Annotated in this window: 26 protein-coding genes; 4 read left to right on the top strand and 22 right to left on the bottom strand. The window is 69.7% G+C overall.

What is annotated here, in order from left to right; translation table 11 throughout:
• Positions 1–55: 55 nt before the first annotated feature.
• Entirely contained in the window at positions 56–502 is a 447-nt protein-coding gene (locus ORV05_RS17470; RefSeq protein WP_268759569.1) for a YdeI/OmpD-associated family protein, read from the bottom strand.
• A complete protein-coding gene (locus ORV05_RS17465; protein WP_268759568.1) occupies positions 499–1,299 on the bottom strand; it encodes an alpha/beta fold hydrolase in 801 nt (266 codons plus the stop codon). Before ORV05_RS17465 ends, ORV05_RS17470 begins: the two co-directional genes overlap by 4 nt.
• 79 nt (positions 1,300–1,378) lie before the next feature.
• Here ORV05_RS17465 and ORV05_RS17460 point away from each other — a divergent pair, with 79 nt between their 5' ends.
• The gene (locus ORV05_RS17460; RefSeq protein WP_268759567.1) at positions 1,379–2,005 is read left to right on the top strand and encodes a TetR/AcrR family transcriptional regulator; all 627 of its coding nucleotides are present in this window, start codon (positions 1,379–1,381) and stop codon (positions 2,003–2,005) included.
• Between the two features lie 40 nt (positions 2,006–2,045).
• Here ORV05_RS17460 and ORV05_RS17455 read toward each other — a convergent pair whose 3' ends face one another.
• Positions 2,046–2,819: an SDR family oxidoreductase gene (locus ORV05_RS17455; RefSeq protein WP_268759566.1), complete on the bottom strand. Its 774-nt coding sequence runs from the start codon at positions 2,817–2,819 to the stop codon at positions 2,046–2,048.
• A 103-nt stretch (positions 2,820–2,922) separates the two neighbouring features.
• On the opposite strand from ORV05_RS17455, the gene ORV05_RS17450 reads away from it, so the two are divergent.
• Positions 2,923–3,789, top strand: a complete 867-nt coding sequence (locus ORV05_RS17450; RefSeq protein ID WP_268759565.1) for a MarR family transcriptional regulator — start codon at positions 2,923–2,925, stop codon at positions 3,787–3,789.
• 71 nt (positions 3,790–3,860) lie between these two features.
• Here ORV05_RS17450 and ORV05_RS17445 read toward each other — a convergent pair whose 3' ends face one another.
• From ORV05_RS17445 to ORV05_RS17395, 11 genes are all read right to left on the bottom strand, one after another.
• Positions 3,861–4,295: a VOC family protein gene (locus ORV05_RS17445; protein WP_268759564.1), complete on the bottom strand. Its 435-nt coding sequence runs from the start codon at positions 4,293–4,295 to the stop codon at positions 3,861–3,863.
• 94 nt (positions 4,296–4,389) lie between these two features.
• Complete coding sequence (locus tag ORV05_RS17440) at positions 4,390–5,331, bottom strand: class I SAM-dependent methyltransferase (protein WP_268759563.1); 942 nt, start codon at positions 5,329–5,331, stop codon at positions 4,390–4,392.
• Positions 5,332–5,335: 4 nt separating this feature from the next.
• The gene (locus ORV05_RS17435; protein WP_268759562.1) at positions 5,336–6,187 is read right to left on the bottom strand and encodes a class I SAM-dependent methyltransferase; all 852 of its coding nucleotides are present in this window, start codon (positions 6,185–6,187) and stop codon (positions 5,336–5,338) included.
• 161 nt (positions 6,188–6,348) lie between these two features.
• Positions 6,349–7,458 carry an acyl-CoA dehydrogenase family protein gene (locus tag ORV05_RS17430; RefSeq protein WP_268759561.1) on the bottom strand — a complete coding sequence of 370 codons (1,110 nt, stop codon included), beginning with the start codon at positions 7,456–7,458 and terminating at the stop codon, positions 6,349–6,351.
• Positions 7,455–8,636: an acyl-CoA dehydrogenase family protein gene (locus tag ORV05_RS17425; RefSeq protein WP_268759560.1), complete on the bottom strand. Its 1,182-nt coding sequence runs from the start codon at positions 8,634–8,636 to the stop codon at positions 7,455–7,457. The genes ORV05_RS17430 and ORV05_RS17425 overlap by 4 nt, the downstream gene beginning before the upstream one ends.
• Entirely contained in the window at positions 8,633–9,850 is a 1,218-nt protein-coding gene (locus tag ORV05_RS17420; RefSeq protein WP_268759559.1) for an acyl-CoA dehydrogenase family protein, read from the bottom strand. The genes ORV05_RS17425 and ORV05_RS17420 overlap by 4 nt, the downstream gene beginning before the upstream one ends.
• 48 nt (positions 9,851–9,898) lie before the next feature.
• Complete coding sequence (locus tag ORV05_RS17415) at positions 9,899–10,927, bottom strand: phosphotransferase family protein (protein ID WP_268759558.1); 1,029 nt, start codon at positions 10,925–10,927, stop codon at positions 9,899–9,901.
• A 77-nt stretch (positions 10,928–11,004) separates the two neighbouring features.
• A complete protein-coding gene (locus ORV05_RS17410; RefSeq protein WP_268759557.1) occupies positions 11,005–11,457 on the bottom strand; it encodes a MaoC family dehydratase in 453 nt (150 codons plus the stop codon).
• Between the two features lies 1 nt (position 11,458).
• Positions 11,459–12,220 carry a 3-oxoacyl-ACP reductase FabG gene (gene fabG / locus ORV05_RS17405; protein ID WP_268759556.1) on the bottom strand — a complete coding sequence of 254 codons (762 nt, stop codon included), beginning with the start codon at positions 12,218–12,220 and terminating at the stop codon, positions 11,459–11,461.
• 106 nt (positions 12,221–12,326) lie between these two features.
• Positions 12,327–13,007 carry a DUF998 domain-containing protein gene (locus ORV05_RS17400; RefSeq protein ID WP_268759554.1) on the bottom strand — a complete coding sequence of 227 codons (681 nt, stop codon included), beginning with the start codon at positions 13,005–13,007 and terminating at the stop codon, positions 12,327–12,329.
• A 41-nt stretch (positions 13,008–13,048) separates the two neighbouring features.
• Positions 13,049–13,528 carry a MarR family winged helix-turn-helix transcriptional regulator gene (locus ORV05_RS17395; RefSeq protein ID WP_268759553.1) on the bottom strand — a complete coding sequence of 160 codons (480 nt, stop codon included), beginning with the start codon at positions 13,526–13,528 and terminating at the stop codon, positions 13,049–13,051.
• A gap of 48 nt (positions 13,529–13,576) precedes the next feature.
• Between ORV05_RS17395 and ORV05_RS17390 the strand changes: the two genes are divergently transcribed.
• A complete protein-coding gene (locus ORV05_RS17390) occupies positions 13,577–13,975 on the top strand; it encodes a DUF5313 family protein (RefSeq protein WP_268759551.1) in 399 nt (132 codons plus the stop codon).
• A gap of 109 nt (positions 13,976–14,084) precedes the next feature.
• Here the strand turns inward: ORV05_RS17390 and ORV05_RS17385 are convergent, their stop codons facing one another.
• The 5 genes from ORV05_RS17385 to ORV05_RS17365 form a co-directional block, all read right to left on the bottom strand.
• Positions 14,085–14,330, bottom strand: a complete 246-nt coding sequence (locus ORV05_RS17385; protein WP_268759550.1) for a hypothetical protein — start codon at positions 14,328–14,330, stop codon at positions 14,085–14,087.
• Positions 14,331–14,392: 62 nt separating this feature from the next.
• On the bottom strand, positions 14,393–14,719 hold the full coding sequence (locus ORV05_RS17380) for a hypothetical protein (protein WP_268759549.1): 327 nt from the start codon (positions 14,717–14,719) through the stop codon (positions 14,393–14,395).
• A complete protein-coding gene (locus ORV05_RS17375) occupies positions 14,716–15,531 on the bottom strand; it encodes a DUF692 domain-containing protein (RefSeq protein ID WP_268759548.1) in 816 nt (271 codons plus the stop codon). Before ORV05_RS17375 ends, ORV05_RS17380 begins: the two co-directional genes overlap by 4 nt.
• The gene (locus ORV05_RS17370) at positions 15,515–16,381 is read right to left on the bottom strand and encodes a TIGR04222 domain-containing membrane protein (RefSeq protein ID WP_268759547.1); all 867 of its coding nucleotides are present in this window, start codon (positions 16,379–16,381) and stop codon (positions 15,515–15,517) included. The genes ORV05_RS17375 and ORV05_RS17370 overlap by 17 nt, the downstream gene beginning before the upstream one ends.
• Positions 16,382–16,456: 75 nt before the next feature.
• Positions 16,457–16,864, bottom strand: a complete 408-nt coding sequence (locus ORV05_RS17365; RefSeq protein ID WP_144592170.1) for a hypothetical protein — start codon at positions 16,862–16,864, stop codon at positions 16,457–16,459.
• A gap of 60 nt (positions 16,865–16,924) precedes the next feature.
• On the opposite strand from ORV05_RS17365, the gene ORV05_RS17360 reads away from it, so the two are divergent.
• The gene (locus tag ORV05_RS17360; protein ID WP_268759546.1) at positions 16,925–17,152 is read left to right on the top strand and encodes a hypothetical protein; all 228 of its coding nucleotides are present in this window, start codon (positions 16,925–16,927) and stop codon (positions 17,150–17,152) included.
• A 40-nt stretch (positions 17,153–17,192) separates the two neighbouring features.
• Here the strand turns inward: ORV05_RS17360 and ORV05_RS17355 are convergent, their stop codons facing one another.
• The 3 genes from ORV05_RS17355 to ORV05_RS17345 are packed head-to-tail and all read right to left on the bottom strand — an operon-like array spanning position 17,193 to position 19,389.
• Positions 17,193–18,116 (bottom strand): ABC transporter permease subunit, encoded by a 924-nt coding sequence (locus tag ORV05_RS17355; RefSeq protein ID WP_268759545.1) that lies wholly within the window; start codon positions 18,114–18,116, stop codon positions 17,193–17,195.
• On the bottom strand, positions 18,113–18,994 hold the full coding sequence (locus ORV05_RS17350) for an ABC transporter ATP-binding protein (RefSeq protein WP_268759544.1): 882 nt from the start codon (positions 18,992–18,994) through the stop codon (positions 18,113–18,115). The genes ORV05_RS17355 and ORV05_RS17350 overlap by 4 nt, the downstream gene beginning before the upstream one ends.
• The gene (locus ORV05_RS17345; protein WP_268759543.1) at positions 18,991–19,389 is read right to left on the bottom strand and encodes a GntR family transcriptional regulator; all 399 of its coding nucleotides are present in this window, start codon (positions 19,387–19,389) and stop codon (positions 18,991–18,993) included. The genes ORV05_RS17350 and ORV05_RS17345 overlap by 4 nt, the downstream gene beginning before the upstream one ends.
• Between the last annotated feature and the right edge of the window lie 116 nt (positions 19,390–19,505).

The raw sequence follows: 19,505 nt of genomic DNA, 5'->3' as shown, positions 1-19,505 counted from the left end.
CGATTCCGGTGGCCGTGGCAACGAAACCGGCCCCTGGTCCAGGCGAGCGCGCTGGTCAGCGGCGGCGGCCTTCCCGCAGCATTCCGATGGCCTGCGCGATCCGCCGCTGCCGCGTCTCGGCCTTCTTCGCGTCTTCGACCCAGAGCGTGTAGGCCCGCTTCTGGCTGTAGGACAAGCTGCCGAAGAATTCCTTGGCCGTGTCGTCCCCGTCGAGGGCCTGCGCGAAGTCGGCCGGCACGGTCACTTCGCGCGGTTCGGAGTCGAGTTCCAGCTCGACCTCGACCTGGTCTCCCGCCGCGATACCGGCGCCTGCGCGATGTTCGGCGCTGACCGGCAGCATGTACTCACCGCCCATCGGTGCGACCGTGCTGGGGTAGCTGTGCCCGTTGATGGTGACGCGAACGGCCGGACGGCGGGAACCGAGGGAGGCCACGACCTCCTCTGGCACGGGGATCCCCGTCGCGGTCTTGCCGTTCAGTCTGAGCTCGGCACGGAATTTCATGATTTCTCCCGGAAGAACTCGGTCAGGATCGGCGCGAGCGGCCGTGGTTTCACCATGTGGTTCTGGCCCGGCAGGACACGAAGCCGGGCATCGGGAAGGGCCGCCGCGACGGCCTCCACCGCGTTGCGCATCCACTGTGGACTCTTGCCGCCGACGGCGGCCAGCGCTGGTGCCTTGATCGAGGCGAACTTCTCGGCCGGCAGCGCGTGACCTCGCTGCCCCTCCGCCATGATCGTGAGGTCGTACGGGAGGGTGTGCGCGACGGCCTTCAGCTTCGACCACACCGGAAACAGCGACATCACCGCGACCATGAAGGCGGGCGCCCCGACCTGCTTCATGAAGAGCTTGACCGCCTCACCCCGGCGTCCCGCGGCGACCGCCGCTTCGACCCGGGCGGCGTGGTCGGCGGGCACCGGCGGGCGGCTGTCGTCCACGATGAACGGCGGTTCGTACACGGCCAGCCTGGTGATGCCCGGGATGCGGGCCGCCGCCTCGAGAGCGAGACCCGCGCCGGAGGAGGTCCCGTACAGCGAAACCGCGCCGCCGGCCTCCTCGACCAGGGCTTCGAGGTCTTCGACCTCGCGCTCGACGGCATACGGCGGCGTATCGCCGCTTTCGCCCCGGCCCCGGCGGTCGTAGGTGTACACGGTGAAGGCGGTTTTCAGCTGTTCCGCCAGCGGCCCGCTCGGGCCGAACGCCCGGTGGCACAGCGCTCCGTCGACCAGGATCACCGCCGGCCCGGTGCCCGACTTGGCATACGCGATGGCCGTGCCATCGCGGGAAGTCACCGTGTGCATGGTCCCTCCAGCTGTTCAGGGCCTGGACAGTACTATCATCAGTACTAGACCGTCTAGTACTACCACGAAGGAGGCCCCGGTGCCCGAGGACACGAGCCGGTCGGGCCGCAAACGCCAGGCGATCGTCGAGGCGGCCACGGCGCTTTTCCTGGACAAGGGCTATCAGGGCACGAGCATGGACGAGATCGCCTCCGCGGCCGCCGTGTCCAAGCAGACGGTCTACAAGCACTTCGCGGACAAGGAACGGCTGTTCAGCGCCATCATCCTCGGCACGCTCACCGCGGTCGCCGAGCCGTTCGCGGCCGAGATCCGCGCGCTCACCGAGACCGAGGACGTGGAGAAGGACCTGGGCGAACTGGCCCGCAGCTATGTCGCGGCGGTGCTGCAGCCGCGGGTCGTCCAGCTCCGGCGCCTGATCATCAGCGAGGCCGGGCGGCTGCCCGCGCTGGCCCGCGCCTACTACGAGCGGGCCCCGGAGCGGACGCTGCGCGGGCTGGCGGACTGCTTCGAGCACCTGGCCGGGCGGGGCCTGCTGAGGGTCGACGAACCGCCGGTCGCCGCCGAACACTTCGCGTTCCTCATCCTGGGCAGGTTGCTGGACAAGGCGTTGTTCTCCGGGCTAACGGAACCGTTCCCGAAGGCGGAACTTGACCGCTCCGCCGAGGCCGGAGTCCGCGTCTTCCTCGCCGCCTACCGGCCGCGCTGACGCCGCCTCGCCTTGGCCAGGCCGTCCGGGCGGCCGCCTGTCAGTGCCAGCGGAAACGACCACTGGCTTCGACGTGCTGTCCCGTCAGCCAGGCGCCTTCAGGTGAGGCGAACATGGCCACAACCCCGGCGACGTCGGCAGGCTCGGCGATGCGGCCATCGGCGGTGTCCCTCACCACGCCCGCGATCAGTTTCTCATTGCGGCGCGCTTCGGCGTTCGCGTCCGTCGCGGTCCAGCCCGGAGAGACGGCGTTGACCGTGATGCCACGCTCGCCGAATTCGGCAGCCGCGATCGTGGTCAGCGTGTTCACCGCTGCTTTCGCCATGGAATACACGGGTGCGCCCGGGGCCGGGCGGACGGCGAACGCGGACGATATGTTGATCACCCGGCCGCCGTCGCGGAGCCTGCTCGACGCCGCCTGAAGCAGGAAGAACGGGGCGCGGGTGTTCACGGCGATGATCTCGTCGAACATCTCCGGGGATGTCGTCGCCAAGGTTCCCGATCCCGCGCTGCCGACATTGTTGACCAGGATGTCCAGGCCGGTTCCACCGGTCTTCGCGGTCAGTTCCCGATCCAGTTTCTCGAACAGCGCACCGGCCTCCTCGGCCCGTTCCAGTTGGGCGCGGATCGGGAGCGCGGTGGCACCGGCGGCCTCGACATCCTTGGCCGATTCTTCGGCTGCCGCGCTGTCCGAGTGGAAGGTGAACGCGACGAGGGCGCAGCCCTCCTGGGCCAGGCGCAGCGCGATGCCGCGACCGATGCCCCGCGACCCGCCTGTGACCAGTGCGATCTTGCCGTCCAGCTTCCCGGCCATACCGCTCACCTCGTTGTCGTGGGGGTGGACACTCCGACCGTAGCACAATCTTTGGAGCCAAACATCGCTTTCAATGTTCTAAGGCAGAGGTAAGCTCGATGCCGTGACTGCTGGTGCATCCTTCGAAGATCGCGACGCTGCCCGTGACGCCGTCGACACCGTCATGGAGCATTGGCTGTCGCTGCGTCCCGACCTCGACTTCACGCCGTTCGCGGTCATGATCCGGCTCGCCCGGCTGCGAGGAATCGTCGAGGCCGAGGTCGACGCGAATCTGCGGGCACACGGTGTCCGTACCCCGGACTTCGCCGCACTGGTCACCCTGATGCGGATCGGTGGGGAGGGCGGCGTCGGCCAGCACCGGCTCGCCGACGAACTCGGCCTCACTCCCGGGACGGTCAGTGTCCGCATCGACCGCCTGGTGCAGACCGGGCTGGCGGAACGGGGCCCGGATCCCACGTCCAAACGGCGCACACTCATCGTCCCGACACCAGCGGGCCGGGACCTGTTCGAGCGCGTCCTACCCAGCCACCTCTTTACCGAGGACCGGCTGCTCGCGGCGCTGTCCGACGGGGAACGAGCCCAGCTCACGGACCTGCTCCGCAAGCTGCTGGTCGAGTTCGAACCGCGCCAACCCGCCACCGTCAGCCGCGCCGGCCTGAATCTGGCCCCGGCGCACGAGACGATCAGCAAACGGGCGGCTGTCGGACTCGACCCGGCACCGGGGCTTCTGGTGCGCACGGTCGAGCCGGGCTCGCCCGCCGACCACGCCGGTCTGAGAGCCGGAGATGTCCTGGTGGACGCCTGTGGACGTGACCTGCGCTCCCGAAGCCGACTCGATGCCATCCTGCGCGAGTACGCAGCGCAGCCGATAGAACTGACCGCGCTGCGTGGGGAAGGAAAGGTGGTGATTCGGCTGGCCCTCGCCGCTCCACAGGAGAGCGAGAGACACAAGGAAAAGGACAGTTCGTAGCGCGCGTACACCCGCAGTCCGTTGCAGACCACCGGCTCCGTCTCGTCGAACTCGTCGTAACCCCGTTGCCCTCAGTCGAGGCAGAACTCGTTGCCCTCGATGTCCAGCATCGGAATGCACGACTCATTACCATCATCCGCATACAGCGTTTGCACGTGTACCGCGCCGAGCGGGATCAGTCGTGCGCATTCGGCCTCAAGCGCGGCGAGGCGCTCTTCGCCCACGAGACCGGTGCCGACCCGCACGTCAAGATGCACCCGGTTCTTGGCGGCCTTGCCTTCAGGGACGCGCTGGAAGTACAGCCGCGGGCCCACGCCGGAGGGATCAATGCAGGCGAACCATGAATCCCGCTGCTCAGGTGGCTGCGAGCGCTTGTAATCGTCCCAAGTGGCAAATCCCTCCGGTGGCGGAGGCACGACGTACCCCAGCACCTCGCACCAGAAACGAGCGAGGCGCTCAGGTTCCGCGCAGTCGAAGGTGACCTGGAACTTCTTGATCGACGTCACCGGTCCACCCTATGCGGTCCAGTGCGCCCTGTTCCATCGCTTTGAAAAGGTAACGACGATGCGGCGCCTCGTCGGTAGTCCTGCCGGGTAGCTGCTACTTCGTGGTCTTGTCGAGGGTGCCGCTGACGTAGCGCATGGCGCCCATGCCCATGTCGTCGTCCTTGAGGGGTGGAAGGTCGTTGGCGGCGAACAGGTCTGCGATGCTGATTCCGTTCACCGCCCAGCCGCGGTCGATCAGGTAGGGCGCCGCTTCGTTGCGCTCGCCGAAATAGCGCAGCCTCGCCATGCCGGGATCGAAACCGTGCGCACGCCAGCGTTCGGAGATGCGGTGCAGGCCCTCCTTGGTCCTGTCCTCGTCGCCCGGTTGCGGGTTGGGCCTGCTTTCGGTGGCCACCCGGCTTCCCGGTGCGCTGAGCTCGGTGATGGTGTCCAGCAGGCGGTCCTGCGCGTCGGGCGGCAGGTAGCCCAGCAGCCCTTCGGCGCTCCACGCGGTCGGCAGGGCCGGGTCGAATCCGGCGGTGCGCAGTGCGGCGGGCCAATCGTCGCGCAGATCGACCGCGGCCACTCTCCGGTCGGCGGTGGGGGCGGCGCCCAACCCGGCCAGTGTGCGGGTCTTGAATTCGATGACTCGCGGCTGGTCGACCTCATACACCACGGTCCCGGGGGGCCAGGGCAGCCGGTACGCGCGGGAATCCAGCCCCGAGGCCAGGATCACGGCCTGCGTGATGCCCGCGTTCGCCGCATCGAGGAAGAACTCGTCGTAGAACTTGGTACGCACCTTGGCCACGTCGACCCATATCTGCTCGACCAAGCCGTCGGGGGGCATTTCGCCGGTCGCCAGCCGGGTGAGGAGGTCGACGCCGACCGCCCGGACGAGCGGTTCGGCGAACGGGTCGTCGATGAGCGGACGATCCGCCCGGGTCGCTATCGCCCGGGCCGCCGCGGCCGCGGTGGCGGTCGCGCCGACGCTGGATGCCAGGTCCCAGGTGTCTCCGTCGTACCTGGCGGAAGTCGTGTTCTGCTCCTTGCCGTCCATCGGTTCACCCGCGCCGGGCGTGGATGAGCCAATGTGCCGCGCTGTACAGCACACCTCGGTCGGTCAGGTGGCCGGCGATGTCGGCCCTGAGGGTGTCGAGGGCGCGGGCGCGGGATTCGGCGTCGAGTTGCCCGAAGGCCGAGGCGAACTGGTGGGCGAGGAAGTCGAAGGCGTCATCGACATCGCGGCCGTAGTACATCGGGACGGTCAGACTGGTCATCTCGACGTCGACGAAGCCCGCTCCGCCCAGCAACCGGCGCACTCGGCCGGGGTCGCTCAGCGAGAACGGCGTGGGAGCCCCGGGTGGTGGCGGTGGCAGTTCCCGATCGCCGGAGGCGATGGCACGGAACGTGCCGATGCCTTCATTGCGGTCGAGCGGCTGCCAGGTCAGCTGCACGAACCGGCCGCCCGGCTTCAGGGCGCGCGCGATGTTGGCGAACGCCGCCTGGTGGTTACCGAAGAACATCGTGCCGTGCCGGCTGACGGCGACGTCGAAGCGCGACTCACCGAAGTCGTGGACCTGCGCATCCGCTTGGACGAACGTCGCGTTGGCCAACTGGTCCTTCGCGGCCAGTGTGCGCGCGAGGTCCAGCATTGCCGACGACAGGTCGACGCCCAGCGCCGAACCTTCACTCGCGATGCGCGCCGCGTCGCGAGTGACCTGGCCACTGCCGCATCCGATGTCCAGTACCACCGAATCCCGCTGGAGCCCGGCTGCCTTCACCAGCTCACCGTGGTAGCCCGCGATGCCCTGGTCGAAGCGTTCGGCGCGCTCGGCCCAGAACGCTCCACCGGCGCCGTCCCAGGAGCGGAACTGATCGGCGTTGGACGAGTCGACAACCGGAATGTCGGTCACGGTCTTTCTCCCCCCCGAAATCGGGGGCCGAGTGTACCCGGCCACCCGGCGAGAGGTGATCGATTTCCGGGTTTGCCCGGGAGACGCTCAACCCTCGAGGGACACCGCGACGAAACCGGCCCCTGACCCGGTGGGGGTCAGGGGCCGGTGTCCGTGCCGGATCAGGCGGGCAGGTCGACCAGGGTGGCCAGGGCGGCGCGGTGCCTTCCCGGCGTGCCCAGGGCGAGCTCGTCGCTCTTGGCGCGCTTGAGGTACAGGTGCGCCGGGTGCTCCCAGGTCATGCCGATCCCGCCGTGCAGCTGGATCGCCTCCTCGGCCGCGTGCACCGCGATCCCCGCGCAGGTGGACTGGGCCACCGCGACCGCGACCGGGACGTCCTCGTCACCGGTGGCCAGGGTGTCGGCGGCGTAGCGTGCCGTTGCTCTGGCCGAGACCAGCTCCAGGTACAGATCGGCCAGCCGGTGCTTGAGCGCCTGAAACGACCCGACCGGGCGGCCGAACTGGTAGCGCTGCTTGACGTAGGCCACCGTCTCGTCGAGGCACCATTGCGCCACGCCGAGCTGTTCGGAGGCCAGCAGCCCGGCACCGGCCGTCAGCGCGTGCTCCAGCGCGGCCGCGGCACGGTCCGGGCCGGCCAGCAGCCGCCCCGGCGTGCCGTCGAGGGTGACCTCGCCGAGCCTGCGGGTCAGGTCCAGCGGCGTCACCTCGGTGACGGTGACGGCCGAGGCGTCCACGGCGTAGAGCCCCGGGCCCTGGGGACCGGTCGCCGGGACGATCAGCACGTCGGCGGCGGTGACGTCCGCGACGACGGTGACCGTGCCGGTGAGCGAGCCGTCTTCGGCCCGCACGGACGACGGGAACTCCGCGCCCGGCCAGGTGGTCAGCGGCACCGCGAGGGCACCGATCGCCTCACCCGAGGCGAGCCGGCGCAGCAGATCGGCCACGGTGGACTGACCCGTGTCACAGGCCAGCAGCGCCGACGTGGCGAGCACCGCGCTGCCGAGGAACGGCACCGGCACCACGGCGCGGCCGATCTCCTCCAGCACGACGGCCACTTCGCGCGCCGAAGCGCCCTGACCGCCGAGCTCCTCGGGGACGAGCAGGCCGGCGAGTCCCAGTTCCGCGGCGAGGGTGCGCCACAGCTTCAGGTCGTAGGGCTCGCCGCTTTCGGTGCGGGCCAGAACCGCGGCCGGGGAAGCCTGATCGGCGAACAGATCGCGCACACTGGCGCGAAGGTCCTCTTCGACCTCTGAGTACAGCAGATCGGTCACCGCGGCAGGTCCTTCCAGGCAACGTCCTTGTCGACGCGGGGTTCGGAGGGCAGGCCGAGCACGCGCTCGGAGATGATGTTGCGCAGCACCTCGGAAGTGCCGCCCTCGATCGAGTTGCCCTTGGCCCGCAGGTAGCGGTAGCCGGCCTCGCGGCCGATCATGTCCACCTTCTCCGGCCTGCGCATCGTCCAGTCGTCGTAGCGCAGGCCGTCCTCGCCGCCCAGTTCGACCTCGAGCCCGGTCAGCGCCTGCTGAAGCCGGGCGAACGCCAGCTTCATCGCCGAGCCCTCGGGGCCGGGCTGCCCGGCCGCCATCTGCTGGCGCAGGCGCGTCGCGGCCAGCCGCATGGCCTCCGCTTCCGCCCAGTGGCGGACCAGCCGGTCGTGCAGATCGGGGGTGCGCAACTCCGGACGCTCGCGCCAGGTCTTCGCCACCATCCCGATCAACCCGCCCTCGCGGGGCATGGCGTGGCCGCCGATGGCGACCCGCTCGTTCATGAGCGTGGTCTGGGCGACCTTCCAGCCCTCGCCGACCGCGCCGAGCCGGTTGGCGTCGGGGATCCGCACCCCGGACAGGAAGACCTCGTTGAACTCGGCCTCACCGGTGAGCTGGCGCAGCGGGCGCACGTCCACACCCGGGTCGGTCATGTCGCACACGAAGTAGGTCATGCCCTGGTGCTTGGGCACGTCCGGATCGGTGCGGGTGACCAGGATGGCGAAGCGGGCGATGTGCGCGACCGAGGTCCACACCTTCTGCCCGTTGACGATCCAGTCGTCGCCGTCACGCACCGCGCGGGTGCCCAGCGCCGCCAGGTCGGAACCGGCACCCGGCTCGCTGAACAGCTGGCACCACACCTCCTCACCGGTCCACAGTGGACGGAGGTAGCGCTTCTTCTGCTCCTCGGTACCGAAGCGCAGGATGGTCGGGGCCGCCATGCCCAGCCCGATGCCGATCCGGCGCGGGTTGTTGTCGGGGGCGCCCGCCTTCTCGAACTCGGCGTCCACCACGGGCTGCAGTTCCCGGGGAGCGTCCAGCCCGCCGAGGCCCGCCGGGTAGTGCACCCAGGCCAGCCCCGCGTCGAACCGGGCGCGCAGGAACTCCAGCCGGTCCGTGGTCTTCGGGTCGTGTGCCGCGAGGAACTCGCGCACCTTCCCCCGCAGCTCTTCGGCGGATGTCATCGCGCCTCCTTGTACTTCTTCAGCTCACGGCGGGCCATCGACCGCTTGTGCACCTCGTCCGGGCCGTCGGCGAAGCGCAGCGTCCGGGCCGCCACCCACAGCTCGGCGAGCGGGAAGTCCTGGCTGATCCCGCCGGCGCCGTGTGCCTGGATGGCCTTGTCGAGAATCCATTCCACAGTGGACGGAGTGGCGATCTTGATGGCCTGGATCTCGGTGTGCGCGCCGCGGTTGCCGACGGTGTCCATCAGCCAGGCGGTCTTGAGCACCAGCAGCCGCAGCTGTTCGAGCTTGACCCGGGATTCGGCGATCCAGTCCTGCACCACGCCCTGCTCGGCGATCGGCTTGCCGAAGGCGGTCCGGTTCAGCGCGCGGCGGCACAGCAGTTCCAGGCCGCGCTCGGCCATGCCGATCAGGCGCATGCAGTGGTGGATGCGGCCCGGGCCGAGTCGGGCCTGGGCGATGGCGAACCCGGCGCCCTCCTCGACGAGCAGGTTTTCCGCCGGGACGCGCACGTTGTCGAAGATGACCTCGGCGTGCCCGCCGTGCCAGCCGTCGGTGTAACCGAAGACGGTCATGCCGCGCTTGACGGTCAGGCCGGGGGTGTCGCGCGGGACCAGGATCTGGCTCTGCTGCCGGTGCGGCTCGGCGTCCGGGTCCGTCTTGCCCATCACGATGAAGATCTTGCAGTTCGGGTCCATCGCGCCGGTGATGAACCACTTGCGCCCGTTGATGACGTAGGAGTCGCCGTCGCGCTTGATGCTGGTGCAGATGTTGCTCGCGTCGGAAGAGGCCACGTCCGGTTCGGTCATGGCGAACGCCGAGCGGATCTCCCCGTCCAGCAGCGGCTGCAGCCACTGCTTGCGCTGCTGCTCGGTGCCGAACTCGGCCAGCACCTCCATGTTGCCCGTGTCCGGCGCGGCGCAGTTCAGCGCGATCGGTGCCAGGTGCGGGCTGCGGCCGGTGATCTCCGCCAGCGGCGCGTACTGCAGGTTCGTCAGGCCCGCGCCGTGCTCCCCGGGCAGGAAGAAGTTCCACAGCCCGCGCTTGCGCGCTTCGGCCTTGAGCTGCTCCACCACCGGCGGCGGGGCCCACTCGTTCTCACGCTCGGCGAGCTGCTCCTCGAACACCGCTTCCGCGGGGTAGACGTGCTCGTCCATGAATTCCAGGAGCTTCGCGCGAAGCTCCTCTGTCTTGGCGTCGAAGGCGAAGTCCATCCTCAACTCCATTGTCTCGTGGGCTGCGGACTGCCGTAGGGGGATTCCTTACGGTGCCAGGTCTTTCAGGGTTTCGTTGCCGAGCTGCACCAGCGGTTCGACCGCGGCCCCGATCTGTTCGAAGCCGGCGCCGACCGTCTTGCCCTGCGTGAAGCGGTAGTAGATGCCTTCCAGGATCACCGCGAGCTTGAAGAAGGCGAAGGCCACGTACCAGTTCAGGGCGGAGACGTCCCGGCCCGAGCGCGCGGCGTAGCGCGCCACTACCTCGTCCGTGCCGGGGTACCCGGGTGCGGAGCTGACGTTGGACACCACGTCGAGGTTGATCCGGCTTCGCTCGGCGTAGGCGACCATCAGCGCCAGGTCGGTGAGCGGGTCGCCCAGCGTCGACATCTCCCAGTCGAGCACCGCGGTGATGCGGTCGTTCGCGTCGACCAGCACGTTGTCGAGGCGGTAGTCGCCGTGCACGATCGCGGCCGGGCCGGATTCCGGCAGCGCCCGGGTCAGCCCCTCGTGCAGCAGGTCGATCCCCGCGATGTCCCGGCTCCGGGAGGAGTCCAGCTGCTTCTTCCAGCGGCGCACCTGCCGTTCCAGGAATCCTTCGGGACGGCCGAAATCGGCCAGCCCGACCGCCGCCGGGTCCACCGCGTGCAGGTCGACGAGGGTGTCGACGAGCGCGTCGGCGATCGCCCTGGTCCGCTCCGGGCCGAGCGCGGTCAGCTCGGCCTCGCTGCGGTACGGGGTGCCGGTGACGAACTCCATCACGTAGAACGGTGCGCCGATCACCTCGGTGTCCTGGCAGAGCGTGATCGTGGCGGGCACGGGGACGTTCGTCCCGTGCAGGGCCTTGATCACGCGGTGCTCCCGCACCATGTCGTGCGCGGTGGGCAGGACGTGCCCCAGCGGCGGGCGGCGGACCACCCACCGCGAGGTGCCGTCGCTGACGATGTAGGTGAGATTGGACCGGCCGCCCTCCACCACGTCGCCAGTGAGGGGGCCCTTGACCAGGCCGGGGGCCTGCTCGTCCAGGTGTGCGCGCAGCCGGGCCAGATCCAGGCCCGGCGGGTCTTGATGGCTCACGGAGGCCTCCTCAACTCAGTACCGACCAGTCGGTATGTCCCACGGTAGCGGCAGCGGGCCGCCGGTCCCTCACCGGGTCAGCCCAGCATGCGGGTGACGAACTCGGCGATGCACGCCGGCTTCGTCTCGCCTTCGATTTCGATCGTCCAGCGGGTGACCGCCTGCTTGCCGCCCGGCACGTCGGTCAGCTCCAGCAGCTCCCCGCCGCCCCGGATCCGCGAACCCACCTTCACCGGGGACGGGAACCGCACCTTGTTGAGCCCGTAGTTGATGCCCATGGTGAGGTTTTCGACCCGGTAGGTGCGGGCGGCCAGCGCCGGGATCAGTGACAGGGTGAGGAACCCGTGCGCGATCGGCGCGCCGAACGGGCCCTGCTTGGCCTTTTCCACGTCGACGTGGATCCACTGGTGGTCGTCGGTGGCGTCGGCGAAGGTGTTGACCTGCTCCTGCGTGACCGTGTACCACTCGCTGTACCCGAGGTGTTCGCCGACGGCCCCGGCGAACTCCTCCAGCCCGTTGAAGACGCGCATCTCAGTCCTTCGGTCCGCCGGCGACGTAGATGACCTGGCCGGACACGAACCCGGCGCCCTCGCTCACCAGGAACGACACCGTGTTGGCGATGTCCTCCGGCTTGCCGACCCGGTTCACCGGGATCTGCGCGGCGGCGGCCTTCTTGAAGTCCTCGAACGGCACGCCGAGGCGCTCGGCGGTGGCCGCGGTCATGTCGGTCTCGATGAAGCCCGGGGCGATCGCGTTGGCGGTGACGCCGAACCTGCCGAGCTCGATGGCCAGGGTCTTGGTGAAGCCCTGCATGCCGGCCTTGGCCGCGGAGTAGTTGACCTGGCCCCGGTTGCCCAGCGCGGAGGTGCTGGACAGGTTGACGATCCGGCCCCACTTCTGGGCGGTCATGTGCTGCTGCACCGCGCGGGTCATCAGGAAGGAGCCCCGCAGGTGCACGCTGAGGACCGAGTCCCAGTCCTCGTCGGTCATCTTGAAGATCAGGTTGTCGCGGGTGATCCCGGCGTTGTTGACCAGCACGGTCGGCGGGCCGAGCTTCTCGGCGACCTTCGCGACCGCGGACTCGACCTGATCGGTCTTGCTGACGTCCAGTCCGACCCCGATCGCCTTGCCGCCCTCGGCGACGATCGCCTCGGCGCCCTTGGTGACGCCGGTTTCGTCCAGGTCGAGCAGCCCGACCGCGAAACCGTCCGCGGCCAGCTTGCGGGCGACGGCGGCACCGATGCCCCGGCCGGCGCCGGTCACGATCGCGACCCGGGAGTGGGATTCGGTCACAGTGCTGTTCCTCCTCGGCATTGAGTTGCACAGAGTCGAGCGCTCCTAAGCGAGCGCTTAGAAAGCTACCGCCAACGACCGGCGCTGTGGCGCGATGTGGCTCATGTCACGCTTGTGAGCGTAGTAGTGGCACCGCCAGCGTGGCGACCGAGAGCAGTTCGGTGACGGCCAGCAGCCGTTCCACCAGGCCGAGCGGGAGGACCGCCCACCAGGGGCCCGCCGAGGCCGGGGTCAGCACCGCCGCGCCGATGATCACCCCGAACCAGGCGAGGGAGGCGGCACCGAGCAGGCGGGCCGTCCGGCGCCACGCGCCGGCCCGGGGGAAGACCTGCCCGGTGGCGGCGAGGATCGCCACCGGGAGACAGAGGAAGCCTGCCACGCTCGCGATGCGGTGCACCGTGCCACCGGCACTCGGGCCCATCGCCCAGTTCGTCTTCGGGAACGCGACGATCACCAGCAGGCTCACCGTCCACACGGTGGCGAGCAGAGTGGCCGCCGACAGCGCGCGCAGTGTCCCGTGCAGCAGATGGACGACGAAGAGCAGCGCCGAGCCGAGGGCCACCAGGATCACCGCCACGTCGAAGTACGCCTTGTTCGCGGTCAGTCCGTATTCGCTGATGGTCAGCCGGATCGCGCTGAGCCGGCTCGTCGGCGGCAGGAACTGCAGCAGCAGGATCAGCGCCGCCCCCGCGGCGAGCGCGGCCAGCCCCGTCATGCCGAGGATGGCCGGTACCCGGCTGCGGCGGGTGGGCGGCGCCGCGGCCGTCCCGTCGAGGGTCGCGCTCATGAGCCCGACCCTAGATGGTTGATCTTGAGAATCCCTGAGAATCAGGAAGCGCTTCCGGGGACGTCCGTGCCGAGTGCCCGGTCCGTCGCCGCGATCACGCGGCCCAGCACCTTGTGCAGCGCTTCGAGCTCGGCCACGTCCATGCCCAGCTTCGCCACGACCTGGTACGGGATCTTCTCGGCCTCCTTGCGCAACTCGCGCCCGGCGGCGGTGAGATCCACGCTCAACGCGCGCTCGTCGGCCCGGTTGCGGGTCCTCGTGACGTAGCCGAGGCTCTCCAGCCGTTTGAGCAGCGGGGAGAGCGTGGCGGGCTCGGCGCGCAGTGCCTGGCACAGGTCCTTCACCGTGCGCGGCGCCCGCTCCCACAGCGCCAGCAGGACAAGGTACTGCGGGTGCGTCAGGCCGTGGGGTTTGAGCAGGGGCCGGTAGATCGCGATGACGCTGCGCGAGGCCACGGACAGGGCGAAGCACACCTGCCGGTCCAGCGCGAGCGGATCTTCGCCGAGATCGACCGTGGTCACCGGTGCCTCCACTGGATTAATTAGTGCACTAACTATTAGTCTGCTGTCATGAGCCTACGACGACGGCCGAATCCCCTGCAGTGGATCTGGTACGCCCTGGGGGGCAGGCTGCCCGAGTGGTACCGGGAATGGGTGCTGCACGACACCACCTCCCGCTTCTGGGTCTGGCGCCATGCGGCCCGCAGCACCGTCCTCGTCGGCCCGCTGATGGCGGTCTGGCTGCTGCTGCCCGGGCCGCTTCTGCTGCGCCTGGCCCTGGTCCTGATGGCCGCACTGGTCGGCTACTTCTACTCGTTCGTCTACATGGAGGAGGCCGCGGAGAACCGGCTCAAGAAGCACGGTTACCCCGCCGGGACCGGCAAGAAGATCCGGGGGCAGGCCCACGCCGAGGAGGACCGGCTGGCGCTGGAACGCTACATCGCCCAGTACCGCACCCCGCAGGAGTAGCGGGAGCTGTGAGGGGACCCCTCACGGCTCCCGTGCCGGGGCTGGCGAGGTGCCCTCAAGGTGGCCTTGGGGGCGTTTATGACCCTGAAGGCCACCTTGAGGGCACCCCTCAGGGGTCCCGGCGCTGTCTTTGACGGTGGGCGGCGAGGCCGGGACACCAGCCGTTCCGGGTGGTGCTCCGGCGGGGCCGCCCGGCGGGCGGGGCGAGGTGGCCGTGCAGGTGCCAGCGCTCACCGTCGTAGGCCCAGTGGAGGAACTCCTCCTCCCAGGGCCGGTTCAGCAGTTCCCGGCGTTCGGCGAGTTCGGCCTGCGTGGCCAGGAATTCGCGGAGTGCGGGCAGCAGTTTCCGGAGCACGCCCCCAGCCTGCGCCCGGCCGCACCGCACGACGAGTGGCAGTTCTGCCCGCGGTCGTCAAATTACCGCCAAGGCAGTCGGCGGCGGAGATGGCCTCGGGTCCGGGCCCAGGCCACGAACGCGCGCGCGTCCTCCCCGGCGCGGGTGTCCGTCCTTTTCGGATGCTCGCGCGCGTACTCGTCGAACACCGCGGGGAACTTCTCGCCGAGCGCGCGGCAGGCCCTCGGTTCCAGCTTGGCCACCACCCGGCGCCGCTTCGCCCGCAGGGCGGCGGTTTCGAGGGCGAGCCGCGCGGGGTCGAAACCGGGCGGGGCGGGGCCGTCCGCCAGCAAGGCCCGCAGCAGGGCGGACTGGGCCGCGGCGAGCCGGTCCCGCTGCGGGCCGGTCACGATTTCCCCGCCGCGTCACGGATCGCCGCGAGTTCGGCCGCGAACACGCTGTCGCCCGGGTAGTCGTCGTCCCATTCCAGCAGTACGCCGGGCGGGTGGGCCCGCGCGGCCAGTTCGCGCAGCAGGTCCAGTACGGGCGCGGGAACCGGATGGGTGTGCGTGTCGTGATAGACGCCGTGGCGTTCCACACCGCCGGCGACGTGCGCGTAGGCGAGGCGGTCGAGCGGCAGTTCGTCGAGCAGCCGCACCGGATCGCCACCGAGGTTGCGCGCGTTGGCGTAGAGGTTCGCCACGTCCACCAGCAGCAGGCAGCCGGTCTGTTCGGTCAGCTCCCGGAGGAACTGCGCCTCGGTCAGTTCGGCGTCCGGCCAGGTCAGCAGGGCCGCGATGTTCTCCAGGGCCAGCGGGACCGGCAGATCCTGTTGCACCGCCCTGACGTTGGCCACCAGAACGTCCAGCGCGTCCCTGGTGCGGGGGAGCGGCATCAGGTGCCCGGAGTCCAGGTCGCCCGCGCGCACGAAGCAGACGTGATCGCTCACCAGCGGGGCGCCCAGCACCTCGGCCAGCGCGGCGAGATGGCCGACTCGATGCGGCGCGACGGGTTCCGCGCCGCCCAGGGACAGCGACACGGCATGGGGGAGCACCGGCACGCGTCCGGCCATCTGCCGCAGGGGTTCCGGCAGGTGGGCCGGGTGGAGGTTTTCCGCGACGACCTCGACGAAATCCGGCCGCAGGCGCTCCACGGTCACGTCGAGCTCGGGGCGCCAGCCCAGCCCCACCCCGAGCTCCCGGGACTCAGCCGCCACAGCCACCGCCGCCGCAACCACCACCGCAACTGCTGCCGGAGGAACCGCAGGAAGAGCCGCTTCCGTCCGACGAGGAGCTCCCGGACGACGAAGTGCCCCCGATACCGGTTGGTGGGAGGTGAAACAGCGCCGTCTTGATCACCGTGTCCGGGTACGCGGCCAGCCCGCTGAGCACGACCGGGCCGACCGCACCGGACAGGGCGGGAAGCAGGACCGGAGTCGGGCCGGGCCGGAAAGTGGCCTGGCGAGCCTTCAGACCGGCCCGGGTGTGCCGCAGGCTCGGCCGGCGAAGCAGGGAGAAGAGCACGGCCCCGGTGACCAGCAGGAAGATGACGAGGAAGTCGACCGGTCGGTGGAGCCGGATTCCGTTGACCAGCCGGGCCACTCCCACCGCCGCCACCGCGAACACGGGCGAAGCGGTGAACAGGGCGTCGAGACGGCTGCGCACGAGGAGGCCGCGCCGGGCGAGTGAAGCTTCGGCGGCCCGGACCTCCCGGCGGCGGCCGGCCTCCGTGCGGGTCTTGGTCACCGAAAGACCCTGCTGCGCGGAGACCACTTCGAACACCGCGCGTTCCACGGGATCGGTGGGAAGCGCACTGCCGATGGGAAGCAGGAACTCGAACGATCGCGCTCGCAACCGTTCCTGGCTGATCAGGGAGGCGATGGCGCTGTCCACCACCCGCTCCGGCCCGCCGATGAGGTAAGCGGTTTCCCACAGCGACAGCGGTTGCTGCCCGGCGCGCACCCGCCGCCACGGCTTGCGCCTGCGAAGCAGGGCCGTGAGCACGAGCGCGACGACGAGGGAAACGGCGTAGACACCGAGAAAGGCCGGTCCGGACAGGCCCCACGGTTCCATGCGTCCCCCTTTCCGGGGAAAGGCTACCGCGCGGATCGGGCACTCCCGCGGGGAATGCCCGATCCGCCCGTACCGCTAGAACTCGTCCCGCCCGGTGAACTGCTCTTCGAGCAGCTCGGCGGAGCCGGTGACCAGCTCCAGCGGATCGGTGAACTCGTTGAGGTCGAGGTTGACCAGCGGCAGCGAATGCCGCAGCACCAGGTAGTCGCCCATCACCACGGCCCCGCCGACCACCGTGGTGTGCCCGATCTCGGCCAGCACGGTGCGCAGGTCCACGTCGTCGGCCTTGGCGAACGGCGTGGCGATCTGCACCCATTCCTCGCGTTTGTCGAGGACCTCCCGGGCGATGACCACCATCTGGGTGCGTTCTTCTTCGTCCACGTCGTCCCGGAACCGGACCCGGATTCTGATCTCCTCCGGCTCGTCCCGCACCACACGATAGGACTTCCTGATGAACGTCTGAAGTTCACGCCAGGTCGTCACTCGGTCCCCTTTCCGCAAGAAGTCGATGATCATCAGCAGTGAAGCACACCAGGGGCGTGCGTGGGCCCCGCGCGCACCGGGTATCCGGCCCGGGTGCGCGACCGGCCACCCACCAGTGCGGTGTCGCTGTTCACCGCGATCGGCACGACCCTGATCCTCGCGGTCGGCGTCGTGGGGCTGGCCCTGCGCCACGCGGCGCTCGGCTACTGGCTGCTGTGGTGCGTGGCCCTCGTCGCGGGCGTGGCGGTCAACGCCTGGGCCTACTTCATCACGCGGGGCGGCCGCTAGGGAGCGACTTTTTCTGCCGAGTGTCGAGCTGGGGCGCGGGTCAAGTGAGCCTGCGCCGGACCCACCAGAAGGCCAGTGCCACGAACGCGACCGCCGGCACCGTGTAGACACCCGCCTCGATCAACTGGAACAGCCAGAACCGGCCGGATGGCTGGACCTGGAAGAGCCGGGTGAGCCCAGCCTCGCGCAAGGCCTGCTGCGCTTCCAGGCTCAGCCCCGGTGACGGGGGGATGCCTGCCAGCGACAGGCCTTCCTCGTACCCGTGCAGGATTCCGGCTCGGTCGCGGAAGAAGCTCTTGCCGGTGATCAGTTCTCCACTGTGTGTCTGCTCCACCAGCAATGGAGTGAGGTAATGGGGCCGCAGGAAGTTCTTCACCGTCACCAGCACCAGCAGGAAACCGGCGAGCGCCACGGCCATCCCCGGCAGGGTCCGCCGGAACACCGCGCCGCCGGCCAGCCCGAGCGCGAACGCGAACAGGCAGCCTGCCGGGAAGGACACCAGACCGAAGTCGAAGGTGGCCCACCACCCTTCCGTTTTCAGGGCCGGTGCGAACCACCAGGCGTAGCCCGCGGCGAAAGCGATGCCATAGACGAGGACGAACGCGACGGCGACCAGGAGCTTCACACCCAGCCAGTTCGTGCGCGTGATGCCCTGCGTCCAGGCGTAGCGGAACGTGTGGTGCTCCAGTTCCTGCGCGACCAGGGGGGCGCCGAGGAACATCCCGGCCACTGCCGGCAGGAGGCTGAACAGCATCCCTGCGTCATACCGCGCGAAGTAGACCAGAGGTGGCCAGCCACCACACTCCGTGCTTCCCGTGCCGGAGAAACAGTTCCGGAGAGCGGTCGTGGGCACTGTGCTGCGCATGCCGATGCCCATGGCGACGTAGCCGCCCGCGAGCACGAGGAAGACCGCGCCGATGCCGAGGAGCTTGAGGCGATCCTGCCGCCACGCCAGCCAGATCATGCCGCTGCCTCCCTCCACCCGGCTGGTTGCGCGGGTGCCGCGAGGTAGTGACGGACGAGTCGGTCGATACCCGCCGGCCGCTCCCGCCATCCCGCCGGAAGCGGGCCGCGGCCTCGGCACAACAGCCGGGCCGTGCCGTGTTCCTCATGCCGGGACAGCACCTCGCGGCCGGCCTCGACGTCGACCACACCGGAGGAAGGCCCTTGCAGCAGCCGGTGGTCGTGGAGCAGGTCGTCGAGATCACCGGCGAGGCGGACCTGGCCCCGGTTGAGCACGACGAGGTAGTCGCACAGCCGTTCCAGTTCGGAGACGATGTGCGAGGACAGCACGATGGTGCAGTCCCGGGTGGCCTTGGCGCCCATCAGCGCGGACATGACCTCGTTGCGCGCCAGTGGATCCAGGCTCGCCACGGGTTCGTCGAGTATCAGCAGTTCCGGGCGGGTGGCCAGGGCCAGCGCGAGCGCGACCTGGGCACGCTGCCCGCCGGAAAGCCCATCGATCCTGCGGTCGAGGGGGATACCGAGCTCGTCCAGCCGATCCCGCGCGTCATGGGCGTACCAGTGCTGGTTGAGCCTGCGTCCGGCTTCGAGCATGTCGGCCACGCGGAAGGTGTCGTAGAGGGAGTGGCGCTGGTCCAGATAGGCCACCCGGCTGGACGCGACGTGCGGCCCGACCGGTTCGCCGAGCAGCCTCAGCTCGCCGGTGGTGGGCCGCAGCAAGCCTGCCATCAGGTTGATCAGCGTGGACTTTCCCGCTCCGTTGGGGCCCACCAGCCCGACCACACGCCCGGCACCGATCTCGAACGTGCAGTCGCGAAGCCCCCAGGTGCGGCCGTAGCGCTTGCCCAGGTCGTGGGCAACGATCGCCGGTTCGTTCACTTAGTCTCCTCACGGAAGTCGTGGAGCACGGTGGACAGGAGCGCGTCGATTTCGCCGGTGTCGAGGCCGGCCCGCCGAGCCTCGGTGAGCCACGCTTCGAGCCCGGCGCGCAACTCGGCCCGTTTGGCCTGATCGGACTTCGTCATCGCGCGGCGCTCGCCGATGATGAACGTGCCCTGCCCGGCCCGCCCTTTCGCCAGCCCTCGATGGTCGAGTTCGCGATAGGCCTTCAGCACCGTGTTGGGGTTGATCACCAGTCGCTCGGCGACCTCCTTGACGGTGGGCAGCCGGGCGCCCACCCGCAGTTCGCCGAGCCGCACGGCCCGCTCCACCTGGTGCACCAACTGGAGGTAGGGCGGAACCCCGGATCCGCTCTCGAACCGGAACTCGAACACTTGGTCTCCGTAACCCCATTAACCTATGAACCTAGGTTAATGGAGTGTGGATGGCGCTTGGCCTTGGGGGGCCTGCCGGGCCCGGCCCCCGAAGTGGCGTCCGGTCCAGCGGTGAC

This window comes from Amycolatopsis cynarae (genome assembly GCF_026802195.1).
Lineage (GTDB): Bacteria > Actinomycetota > Actinomycetes > Mycobacteriales > Pseudonocardiaceae > Amycolatopsis_E > Amycolatopsis_E rhizosphaerae.
This window is presented reverse-complemented; position numbering and strand designations above follow the sequence as displayed.

Excerpts from the sequence above, each read along its gene's own strand:
- ORV05_RS17470 (WP_268759569.1), bottom strand. The coding sequence starts at position 502 with ATGAAATTCCGTGCCGAGCTCAGACTGAACGGCAAGACCGCGACGGGG.
- ORV05_RS17465 (WP_268759568.1), bottom strand. The coding sequence starts at position 1,299 with ATGCACACGGTGACTTCCCGCGATGGCACGGCCATCGCGTATGCCAAG.
- ORV05_RS17455 (WP_268759566.1), bottom strand. The coding sequence starts at position 2,819 with ATGGCCGGGAAGCTGGACGGCAAGATCGCACTGGTCACAGGCGGGTCG.
- ORV05_RS17440 (WP_268759563.1), bottom strand. The coding sequence starts at position 5,331 with ATGGACGGCAAGGAGCAGAACACGACTTCCGCCAGGTACGACGGAGAC.
- ORV05_RS17425 (WP_268759560.1), bottom strand. The coding sequence starts at position 8,636 with ATGACATCCGCCGAAGAGCTGCGGGGGAAGGTGCGCGAGTTCCTCGCG.
- ORV05_RS17420 (WP_268759559.1), bottom strand. The coding sequence starts at position 9,850 with ATGGACTTCGCCTTCGACGCCAAGACAGAGGAGCTTCGCGCGAAGCTC.
- ORV05_RS17410 (WP_268759557.1), bottom strand. The coding sequence starts at position 11,457 with ATGCGCGTCTTCAACGGGCTGGAGGAGTTCGCCGGGGCCGTCGGCGAA.
- ORV05_RS17400 (WP_268759554.1), bottom strand. The coding sequence starts at position 13,007 with ATGAGCGCGACCCTCGACGGGACGGCCGCGGCGCCGCCCACCCGCCGC.
- ORV05_RS17390 (WP_268759551.1), top strand. The coding sequence starts at position 13,577 with ATGAGCCTACGACGACGGCCGAATCCCCTGCAGTGGATCTGGTACGCC.
- ORV05_RS17370 (WP_268759547.1), bottom strand. The coding sequence starts at position 16,381 with ATGGAACCGTGGGGCCTGTCCGGACCGGCCTTTCTCGGTGTCTACGCC.
- ORV05_RS17355 (WP_268759545.1), bottom strand. The coding sequence starts at position 18,116 with ATGATCTGGCTGGCGTGGCGGCAGGATCGCCTCAAGCTCCTCGGCATC.